A 10,661-nucleotide genomic window follows, 5' to 3' on the forward strand; every position below is an offset into this window, starting at 1 on the left:
CCCACCCCGCATCCAAGATTCCCCTCCCCCCCCCGAACCCAGTATTCTGCGTCCATGGCCTCCCAAGGGGGGATCCCCCTTTGACGCAGCGAGTACCGCTTTCTTATGACCATCGCCCAACGACTCGAAGACCTCTTGCAGCGCAACCGCACCTGGGCCCAGCGCCGTCAGGACGAGGATCCCCAGTACTTTCAGCGCCTATCGGAACAGCAGCGCCCCTCGTTTTTGTGGATCGGCTGTTCCGACAGTCGCCTGCCCCCCAACGAGATCGTCGGCATGGAACCGGGCGAGGTCTTCGTGCACCGCAACGTCGCCAATCTGGTGCACCACACCGACGTTAACGCCTTGTCGGTGCTGCAATACGCGGTCGAGGTGCTTGAGGTCAGCCACATCATTGTCTGCGGTCACTACGGCTGCGGTGGGGTGCGGGCGGCGATGGAAAACCGGGAGCGGGGGCTGCTCGATCACTGGTTGCGCAGCCTTAAAGATGTCTACACCCGTCACGAAGACGAGCTGGGGGCCATCGAGGATCCCCAAGAGCAGCACAACCGGTTGTGCGAGCTCAACGTCGGCCACCAGGTCGACAACATCTGCCACACCCCCATCGTGCAAAACGCTTGGCGCAATGGACGCGACTTGACGGTCAGCGGCTGGATTTACGGCCTGCACGACGGACTGGTGCGCGACATGGGGCTATCGGTAACCAGCATCGAGCAGATCCCCGGCATCTACCGCATGATCCCCCCCCACATCGGCTGATTCGGTGGTGGACCAAGGCACCCTTCTGGCCCGCTTCGACCTCCCCAACGCAACCCTGCTCGTCGTTCAAGGAGACATCACCGCCCAACCGGTCGACGCCCTCGTCAACGCCGCCAACACCCATCTGTTGCTCGGGGGCGGCGTCGCGGGGGCCATTGCCCGCAAGGGGGGGCCACAAATCCAAGCGCAGTGCGACGCGTTCGTTGCAAGCCACGGCCCGGTAGAGACCGGTGCCGCCGCCTTGACCGGGGCCGGTTTTCCTCCGATGCGCTGGGTGGTTCACGCCGTGGGGCCGGTGGCCGGTTCGGTCGATTCCGACACCTTTGTTCGCTTGTTGACCAGCGCGGTGCGGGCGGCGCTACGGCTGGCCGACCAAGCGGGGGCGCGCAGCATTGCCCTGCCGGCGATCTCGGCGGGAAGCTTTGGCGGCGACCTCGCCACCTGCACCCGAATCATCGCCGTCACGGCCCGGAATGCGTTGCAACGGACTGCCAATATTCGAGAAATTCGGCTCTGCGCCCTGGATCGATCCGTCGCTCAAGGATTTATTGCGGCATTGGGTTAAGCCCCCTTGGGCCTTTCCCCCCCGACCCGCTACACTGACCCGGTCAAGCCGCCTCAACGACCGGAAATCCCATGATCCCCCTTTTGCATCGCGCCATCATCGGCCTGCTCGCGCTGGCTTTGCTTCTACCGGCCTGTTTAGTCCACGCCGAAGATACCCCGTTGCCCGATCCCGACGCCCCGACCAACCCCACAACCCAGGTCGAGGAGCAGCCCCCCCCCGGTGGTGTGGAGTTCGATTGGGAGCTGGATCCTTACTACTCGAACATTGGCTGGTACATCCCCCTTTCGAACCAAGCGATCCCCGATGTGGGCGACAAGCCCGAACTTGAGGTCTACCGCGATCTCACCCTGAGTTCGGCCATCCCCTCGTTCGTGGTGGTTGAGGCCAGCGTCAATCCAATGCCACTGCTCGGGGTCGCGATCCACGACCACGCCCGAAGCTCCTACGACGGCGCTAACGTCACCGGCAGTTTCAACTGGATTCGCGCCCTGACCGCCGGTTTCGAAGAGCCCTGGGCGCTGTCGCTGTTCGCAGGCAAAGTGGTGAGCTTCACCCGCCCCGGGGAAACCCACGCGGGGGGGAACAAGGGGTACACCGGCTGGCTTTTGAGCGGCGGCGCCCAGCACATCAAGTCGAACCAACTGGTCGACGACCCCTGGTGGGAATTGGAGTGGAAGATCAAGGGAGATCGGACCATCGACGCCCAGGAGCTGCATTGGAGCTTCCGGCTTGGCGCCAAGGTGCACGGCAATCCCGACATTGCCGATGTTTACTACGTGGCACTGCGTCGTTCGCGCACCGACTTCGACATCGGCCTGCTCGGCGACACCTTTTTGCGGGACTTCGGATTCGAATACATCTTCGATATGCGGCAAGGTGACCTCAAACCGATGCGGCACTACCTGATGCTCGACCGCAAATTCCCCTTCGACAACGCCCGGGTCGCCTTCTCCATCGAGTTCGGTTTCGTTTGGGAAAGCGTCGGCAAATACTCGGGATCGCTCGCCGATCCCAACACCCGCATCAACAGTTTTCAGTACCTGATCCGCCCCAACTTCGAATTCTGAGCAAAACGTCGGTTTGCTGTTGATCCCGCGACTTGCCCCATCCATCGAGCAAAACCATGACCGACCCAACCATGACCATCGGCGCCCACGTCTCCACCTCGGGCGGAGTCGACAACGCCCCGCAGCGGGGAGCCGACATCGGCGCCGCCGGGATGCAGCTGTTCACCCGCAATCAAAAATCGTGGACCACCAAGCCGCTGGAGCCCGAAGAGATCGCCCGCTTCAAAGCCGACCGGGCGCGGTTGGGGATCCGCACGGTGATGAGCCACGACAGCTACCTCATCAATCTGGCCAATCCTGAAGAGGACAAACGGGCCAAGTCGATTGCCGCCTTTGAAGACGAGATGCTCCGCTGCCACCAACTGGGGATCGAGCTGCTCAACTTTCACCCCGGCAGCCACCTCAAGATGGGGACCGAGGCGGGGATCGAAACCCTGGCCACCGCCCTCAACGGCATCTGCGCCCGTCACCCCGAATGCCGCGATGTGAAACTGGTGCTCGAAAACGTCGCCGGACAGGGGACCAACATCGGCCGCACCCTTGAGGAGCTCAAGGCGATCATCGACCGGCTCAACGAGCCAGAGCGTTTTGCGGTGTGCATCGATACCTGCCACACCTTTGCCGCCGGGTACGACATCAAATCGCAGGAGGGTTGGGAGCGTTTCTGGTCCGACTTCGAGCGGATCCTGGGGCTGAGTCGTCTGGCCGCTTTTCACGTCAACGACTGCAAAAGCGACTTCGCCAGCCGGGTCGACCGCCATGCCTGCCTGGGACGCGGCACTTTGGGGGCCGAGCCTTTTCGGCGCCTGGTCACCGACCCCCGCACCCGCCACATCCCCATGTTTCTTGAGACCCCCACCAACCCCGAGGGGTACGCCAAAGAGATCGCCTGGCTCAAAACGATGGCAGCAAGCGGCGAGATTCCCCCCCTGCCTGAATTGGAGGAGGGGCGGGATGGTTTGTAAGCCGAGGGACGGCAGGGGGGGTCAGTCAGGGCTGCATGGGCGTGACCCTCTTAGGGAAACGCTGATTAAAGGCCTCCTGCCTTGAATCGGCACGCTTCGCAAAAACCAAAAGTAGGCGCCATGAGGCGGCGTCGTTTTGGCTTCGCTTTCAGAATCAGCAGCGCTTCGGCGACGGGGTCGCCTCCTACGACAGCGCACCACGTGGATCCCCGGTCTGCTCGGAAGCGCTAATCAATCAGCGCTTCCTTAGACCAACTGCATCGCGAGGACCGGGCTCTTACCACCCGCTCAAACCGTTTGTTCGGGTGTAGAAGCTCGGTCCTGTTCACATGAGCCTGTAGAAGAGAGGGCGATTCGGCGGGGACAAGGCGCCATACTTTCTCGAACGTGTCCACAAATACCCTTTCGTTTCAAGGGCTTGGTGGTGATCGACTTTGCCCGCCAACCTATCGACTAAACAGGAACCTCCATGGAACCCTCCTTCTGGGAAAACCGCTGGCGCGAAGGGCAGATCGGCTGGCATCAGCAGTCCATCAACCTGCACCTGCAACAGTTCTGGCCCGAAATCGCCGCCCCCCAAGGGGGGGTGGTCTTCGTGCCGCTGTGTGGCAAGAGCCTCGACATGGCTTGGTTGGCTGGGCAGGGGCATCGGGTGTTGGGGGTAGAGCTATCGAGGCAGGCGGCCCAGGACTTCTTCGCCGAGCAGGGCTTGCACCCCGAGGTGACACCCCAAGGGGGGGTAACCCGCTTTGAGGCGGGAGAGATCGCCATTTTGCAGGGGGATTTTTTCGCGTTAACCCCTGCCGACCTCATCGGAGTGACCGCAGTATTCGACCGCGCCGCCCTGATCGCCCTCCCCCCCGAGATGCGCACCCGCTACGCCGCCCACATGGCGACCCTGACTCCCCCCGGCACGGTGACCCTTCTGGTGGGCCTGGATTACCCCCAATCCGAACAACCCGGCCCCCCTTTTTCGGTTCCGACGAGCGAGGTGGTAGCACTGTTTGGCGCCAACTTCGAGGTCACCCCGCTGCACGAAATCGACCTACTCACCGAGACCCCCCGATATCGGGAACGGGGCTTGAGCCGAATCGTCGAGCATGTATCGGTGTTACGGCGACGGTAGGTTGTCGAGAAACAAAAACCTCGCTTGGTTGCGTTCGGTTCAATGCCCGGATGTCCTCCCGCCAAATCGCCGGTCTCCGGGCGATGCAGGCGGCGCAACCACCTTCAAACGCAGCGGCCCCGCGCGCCCTCCCCATTCTTAAAAGCGCCGAATCAATCGGAGCTTTCTTAATTTTTCTTCATCTTCCCCCAATCCCTAGCTTTCCCCTGGGGATTGTCCTACTCTGCGCGCCCTTTCCAGAACCCGTTGGAAAGTGTGCGTCTCTGACCTGCTTCTGCATCTGCCTCTAGTACCACGTCAGGCATATCCGGTTGGCGACGTTCCTACCCCGTTTTGGCGGGGAGGCATCCGGAACCTGGCGACCCCTTCCCAAGGCCACAACGGAAGACCGCCCCTCGTGTCGGTTCTACCCATCATCATCCCGCCCGTGGCTGGCGGAAGAGGCCGTATCTATGTCGTTTCAAGATCTCCAGCTGGACCCCCGCCTGTTGAAAGCCCTGGAAGCCGCCGGCTTCACCACCCCCACCGATATCCAGACCAAAGCGATCCCCGTTGCCCTTGAAGGCAAAGATGTGCTCGCTTCGGCTCAAACCGGCACCGGCAAAACCGCTGCGTTTGCATTACCCGCCTTGCAGAAGATGCTCGATAACACCCCGGCCCCCGGTTATGGCCCCCGGATGTTGGTCCTGACCCCCACCCGTGAGCTGGCCACCCAGGTTTTCGAGGCGATTCGCACCTTCGGCAAATTCACCCGTTTGCGCTGTGGCACCGTCGTCGGCGGCGTCCCCTACCCCCCCCAGATCAAGATGCTGCGGGCCGGTGTGGATGTGCTGGTGGCGACCCCCGGTCGCTTGGTCGACCACATGCGTTCGGGCCGGATGGACTGGTCCCGCATGGAGTTCTTGGTTCTGGACGAAGCCGACCGCATGCTCGACATGGGCTTTAAAGAGGATGTCGATCTGGTGGCCGACGCCGCCCCTAAAGATCGCCAGACCATGTTCTTCTCGGCCACTCTCGAAGGCGACGTGTTGCGTGTGGCCCAAAAGATGTTGCGCGATCCTGTCCGCATTCAGATCACCACCGCCCACGAGAAACACGCCTCGATCACCCAGAAGATTCACCAAGCCGACAATCTGGGCCACAAGCACTCCCTGCTTGAGCACCTGCTCAACGCCCCCGAGGTGCATCAGGCCATCGTCTTCACCGCCACCAAGCGCGATGCCGATCAGTTGGCCGAAACCCTGAAAGAAAAAGGGCTTTCCACCGCCGCCCTGCATGGCGATATGAAACAGGGGGCCCGCAATCGCACCGTGGAGCGGATGCGCCGTGGCTACGTCAAGATTCTGGTTGCCACCGACGTGGCGGCGCGCGGCATCGACATCTCCGGTATTAGCCATGTGGTCAACTTTGACCTGCCCATCGTGGCTGAGGACTACGTCCACCGCATCGGTCGCACCGGCCGTGGCGGCGCCACCGGCATCGCCTCTTCGCTGGTTGGTCCCCAAGATTGGGACAAGCTGGCCAAGATCGAGCGGCTGACCGGTCAGAAACTCGACCGTCACATCATCGAAGGGTTGGAGCCGAGCCGCCCCGAGCCCCGTCCCGGTTCCGGGAGCAACGGCAAGCGCGGCAATGGCCGTGGTGGTCGTCCCGGCGGCAGCGGAAGCAAGCCCCGCTTCGGTAATGGCGGCAATCGCCCCACCGGCGGCGGCTATCGCGCCGAGGGGGGTCGCTCTGAGGGAGGCTATCGCGCCGAGGGGGGGCGTTCCGAGGGGGGCTATCGCGCCGAAGGGGGCGCGCCCCGTTCCCAGGGTGGCTACCGTGGCGACAGCCAGGGCCGTAGCGAAGGAGGTTATCGTGGCGGCAACAGCGAGGGCGGATATCGCGGCGGCAACAGCGAAGGGGGCTACCGTGGCAATCGCAGCGACGCACCCCGCACGGCCGGCGACAACAACCGTCTGAGCCTGCGCACCGACAGCAACGGCTACCGTGGCCGCGAAGGTGGCTTCCGCCCCGAAGCGGGCCACCGCAGCGAACCGGCCCGCCATCATTACGAGGACGGCACCGGCTCGCGCCGCACCAGCAATCGCGGACCGCATACCAAACATCGGCACAGCGGCGAGTGATTTTTTTGCAGTAGAAGCACAAAAAAAGGGCCTCCGGTTGGAGGCCCTTTTTTTGTGCCCAATCACGAGCGAAGAAGAGCAAAACACCCTCCAGCCCACGAAAGCCCAACAACACCGCCAGATTCCGCCCCTTCCCCCTAGGAGTCTGTCGGACTTGAGATCGTCCTACTGCGCCGGCGGGTAATCGGTCCAAATTTCCCCGGTTTTTCGTCACATAGCCACCACTATGATCCTCGATTCCCCACTCGGCTCGCTACGGACGCTCAAGCCCGACAGACTCCTAGCTGGGGGAAGGCTGGGATGGGGGGCTAACGGTGGCCTAACCGCGTTGCCTCATCAGAGGGCCGAACCCTCCCCCTTTAAAATGACCAACAAGGTTTTGAACCTGCGTTCATCTGCCCCATCTGCAGATCCACGGTTTCAGGCCTTTTTCTGTTGCGCTCCACCGCCGTACCCCCAAGATGCCCCCTCCGCCACCCGCCACGGCGTCATCCCATTCGACAACCTTATGGCCACCCTGCGAACCAGCCACACCCACCCCCTCGAAATCGCTCAAGTCCAAGCCAACCCCGCCCACGGGCGCATCGGCATCACCTTCTGCCCCGGCAAACACGACCGCTTCGCCCACACCGGCGCTTGGGCCCGCGACCTGGGCCTCGACCTGGGTGCCATCCAGAGCTGGGGCGCCAAGCTGGTGCTGACCCTGGTCGAACCGGCGGAACTCAAGGCGCTGGGCGTCCCCCACCTGGGGCAAGATGTCCAAAGCCGGGGGATCGCCTGGCGTCATCTACCCATCGCCGATTACGCCATCCCCAGCGACGACTTCGAGCGGCAGTGGATTGCGACGGGTCGTGAAATCCGCGACCTACTGCGGGGGGGGCACGATGTGCTCGTGCACTGCAAAGGGGGATTGGGGCGGGCGGGGATGATCGCCGCGAGGCTGCTCGCCGAGTTGAGGATGGATCCCGACCAGGCGATTGCCGCCGTGCGGCGCGCACGCAAAGGGGCCATCGAAACCCCCTCGCAGTTGGCGGTGGTGCGCCGTACCCGCCCCGCCCTCGATGCGCAGCCGAACGACGGGGGGGGCGACGCCCCCATCGACACCACCCTCATGAAACAAATCGGCGGCAGTCTGGGGACCAACCTCGGCGGGGTATTCGAGGACGGGCGCGGCCGCCGCTACTACGTCAAAACCCTGGAATCGCCCGCCCACGCCCGCAACGAGCGGATCGCCGCCGCCCTCTACCGGCTGGCTGGTGCGCCGACCTTGACCTACGTGCGCACCTACGCGGACGACCAGATCGCAACCGAGTGGATCGAACTCGACAAACGGTGCGTCGCCCGGCTGAGCGACGACGAGCGTCGGCAGGCGCAGCGCTGGCTGGGGGTCCACGCCTGGACCGCCAACTGGGACGCCGCCGGATACCACGGCGACAACCAGGGGGTGGCGGGCGGCACGGTGTTGACCCTCGATGTCGGGGGGGCGCTGGCGTTTCGGGCGCAGGGGGCGCCCAAGGGCAAGGCGTTTGCCGCCCAGGTCGGCGAACTCGACCTGCTGCGCCACGACCACGGCAACCCCCACGCCGTCCAGCTCTTCGGCGACATGAGCGCTGAAGCGGTAGCGCAGGCGATTGAAACGGTGGTGCGTATTCCCGACGAGTTGATCCGCCGGGTGATTGCCGAGGGCGGCGGGAGCAAGCAGTTGGCGGAGAAGATGGTGGCGCGCAAGGGGGATATGGAGCGGCGGATACGGGGGGGAATCGCGGATGAGGCGGGGATGGCGAACGCGTAAGCGCTGCTGACGCGCAAAAGAAAAGGGCCTCCGGTTGCAGGCCATTGGCAATCCCTCATAACGACCAAGCTGTGCAGCGCGAGCGCAACAACCTTTGCGTCTGGGCGAGCGCCTTGTTAGGCCATGGGAAGCTGTCCGTGGCTATTGTGATAAATCTTGCCTTTCTTTGGGTGCGTAAATTTAAGACCAGACCAAATAGAATCCACGCTCAGACAAATGCTTTCCACAAGTCCATGACGATAAGCGATGTTGACCACTCGATCTAAAACGAGATCGGTATTGAGTTGTCTTTTCTTTGGCCACGAAACCCAAAGCATTCCCCGTGACTTAAGATGGCGTTTGAGTTTAGGAAATACGGCATCCATCTCGGACTGAGTTGTCGTAAAGAAATGAATATAGTCGAACTCCCCTTGAAGTTCAGAATCGATCTCAAGGCTTGGCAGGTTTATCGCCTCCAATGCTGACTTCGGTGCATGCACAAAGAAGGATCTCATTCCTGCTTTGAGGCCCATCTTTTGCGACACGGTTTTCATCCTGAGTGCTCCTTGATTTCTCTAAGGAAACGCCGATTAAAGGCGCCTGCCTTGAATCAGCACGCTACGCAAAAACTAAAAGCAGAGCTTCGGCGACTTAGGTCGCCTCCTACGTTCCTGATTTTTGCGGCCCAGCCGTGGGTCGCTCGGAAGCGAGAATAAATCAGCGCTTGGAGCGACTGGTTATCGGCGATCTTGAGTTCCATTCATTCCCCTCTTGCCACTCGCACCCACTCGAAAACGACCCCGAGGAAGTACATCGGCTCTCCTTTCACAAACACCGCGTAACTCGTCATCGATCCGAGAACGCCGAGAAACAAGAAGACTCCTCCAATGACCTTTTGCTCTTTCCGGCTCGTCTGCTCACGCGGCGCGTACTTCCCGAGCCAGTGCGTTTTACTGAAGACGACCAAGGCGCCTAGCCAGAGACACACGAACGAAGCGGCAGCGTAAATGTACAACCTAGGTTCGGTCATGGCGCGAGCAGATAACGACTGCCATCACCCGAGCGGAAGGAGCGGCAGCGACTGGAGTGTCGGATGAATGACATTGTTATAAGCGCTTTCATTCTGGTAGCTGAACCTTTTTTGCCTTAGCGGGATCATCTGTCCAACAACTACTGATGTTCTTTGAATTGCAGCGGATATATGCTTTTTGACCAAGCAAATATTTTGTTTTCGTAAGATTTATTTCGCTGACTGTTTCTCCACGAAGATCATTATTTCGCCAGCCAAGAAAATATATTTTATCTTCTTCCTCTTCCACATTCCGATACCGCGCTATTTCATGCGGCTCTGCTTTGGCCTTGATTGAAGATGAATAAGGTATATTATGATTGAATTGAGCAAAAAAATACTTGGGACTGAATGGACTATTTGGATCATATTCAAGACCGATAACCCTACAAAGTTCTTTGTATGTATTGCCGCAAAGGGTTGGATTTATATTGAATCCTGTCTCTACTTCCACTTCAAAACTAAATGCTTCGCCCTTTGCACCAAACAATAGAATAAACGGAGACTCATCAATGAAAAAGAACACATCAAACATTGCACGCCCATGACGATATTCAAAACGATATCGGTCAATCCCTTGATTTTTCATGCTTCGATACAGGCCAACCAAGCCATTAAGCTTCATCGGTGCTCCTTGAGCTTATAACAACCAAGCCCACTGGCGGCGATAGAGCGCAGCGGAATTGCCGTCCGAGTGCAGCGCTTTGTTATGCGCGAATTTGCGACCGCGGCTGGTTCAAACCTGCCCACCCACACCTTTGAACTTCTCAACAAACGCTGCAATCTTCTGAAAAACACTCTGCTTTTTAGTTAGGTATTGCGGATTAAGCGGGCTCATCTTGGGCAGAATGGCATTAAGTTCAGTACCGTTGTCACTGGCAAATTCCCGCTTTAGCGAGGTGGCGATATAACGCCTAGCCGCCTCTGCATTCAGGCTCTCGGTACTAATCAACTCTTGCGCCTCACGCTGCTGTTCCGCTTGTGCAAAGGTAAAGAAAGCATCAATCACACTGGCCTTATCGCCCATCTGGTCCAGGTCGGTTTGATTTATAAAATCAACCAACAAACTCTCTTTGGCGCGGTTACCCAGACTGGCACGAATCACCCGGCGTACATCCTCAACCAGCGCCGCTTTATCTTTAACCTTTTTATTGTTTTCAAAAATCAGTTCCAGAATGTAGTCCAGGTTGATCTCTTGTGACTTCAGCAG

Annotated in this window: 9 protein-coding genes and 2 pseudogenes; 8 read left to right on the forward strand and 3 right to left on the reverse strand. The window is 60.2% G+C overall.

The window, feature by feature from the left end; translation table 11 throughout:
- Nucleotides 1–105 precede the first annotated feature (105 nt).
- The 8 genes and pseudogenes from AUJ55_08790 (at nt 106) to AUJ55_08825 (ending at nt 8,403) form a co-directional block, all read left to right on the forward strand.
- Nucleotides 106–759, forward strand: coding sequence for a carbonic anhydrase (locus AUJ55_08790; protein OIO56249.1), 654 nt, complete (start codon nt 106–108; stop codon nt 757–759).
- Between the two features lie 7 nt (nt 760–766).
- Nucleotides 767–1,324 carry a hypothetical protein gene (locus AUJ55_08795; GenBank protein ID OIO56250.1) on the forward strand — a complete coding sequence of 186 codons (558 nt, stop codon included), beginning with the start codon at nt 767–769 and terminating at the stop codon, nt 1,322–1,324.
- A 71-nt stretch (nt 1,325–1,395) separates the two neighbouring features.
- Nucleotides 1,396–2,394: a hypothetical protein gene (locus AUJ55_08800; protein ID OIO56251.1), complete on the forward strand. Its 999-nt coding sequence runs from the start codon at nt 1,396–1,398 to the stop codon at nt 2,392–2,394.
- Between the two features lie 71 nt (nt 2,395–2,465).
- Complete coding sequence (locus AUJ55_08805) at nt 2,466–3,359, forward strand: deoxyribonuclease IV (GenBank protein OIO56256.1); 894 nt, start codon at nt 2,466–2,468, stop codon at nt 3,357–3,359.
- 469 nt (nt 3,360–3,828) lie between these two features.
- Complete coding sequence (locus tag AUJ55_08810) at nt 3,829–4,485, forward strand: thiopurine S-methyltransferase (protein ID OIO56252.1); 657 nt, start codon at nt 3,829–3,831, stop codon at nt 4,483–4,485.
- A 452-nt stretch (nt 4,486–4,937) separates the two neighbouring features.
- Entirely contained in the window at nt 4,938–6,611 is a 1,674-nt protein-coding gene (locus AUJ55_08815) for a hypothetical protein (protein ID OIO56253.1), read from the forward strand.
- A gap of 508 nt (nt 6,612–7,119) precedes the next feature.
- Nucleotides 7,120–7,665: pseudogene (locus AUJ55_08820) on the forward strand (phosphatase).
- A 57-nt stretch (nt 7,666–7,722) separates the two neighbouring features.
- Nucleotides 7,723–8,403 carry a hypothetical protein gene (locus AUJ55_08825; protein OIO56257.1) on the forward strand — a complete coding sequence of 227 codons (681 nt, stop codon included), beginning with the start codon at nt 7,723–7,725 and terminating at the stop codon, nt 8,401–8,403.
- A gap of 116 nt (nt 8,404–8,519) precedes the next feature.
- On the opposite strand, the gene AUJ55_08830 is transcribed toward AUJ55_08825, so the two are convergent.
- The 3 genes and pseudogenes from AUJ55_08830 to AUJ55_08840 form a co-directional block, all read right to left on the reverse strand.
- Entirely contained in the window at nt 8,520–8,936 is a 417-nt protein-coding gene (locus tag AUJ55_08830) for a hypothetical protein (GenBank protein ID OIO56254.1), read from the reverse strand.
- Between the two features lie 206 nt (nt 8,937–9,142).
- Nucleotides 9,143–9,397 (reverse strand): hypothetical protein, encoded by a 255-nt coding sequence (locus AUJ55_08835; protein OIO56255.1) that lies wholly within the window; start codon nt 9,395–9,397, stop codon nt 9,143–9,145.
- Nucleotides 9,398–10,187: 790 nt separating this feature from the next.
- Nucleotides 10,188–10,661: pseudogene (locus AUJ55_08840) on the reverse strand (hypothetical protein).

It is taken from the genome of Proteobacteria bacterium CG1_02_64_396, from assembly GCA_001872725.1.
Classification (GTDB): Bacteria; Pseudomonadota; MNWR01; order CG1-02-64-396; family CG1-02-64-396; genus CG1-02-64-396.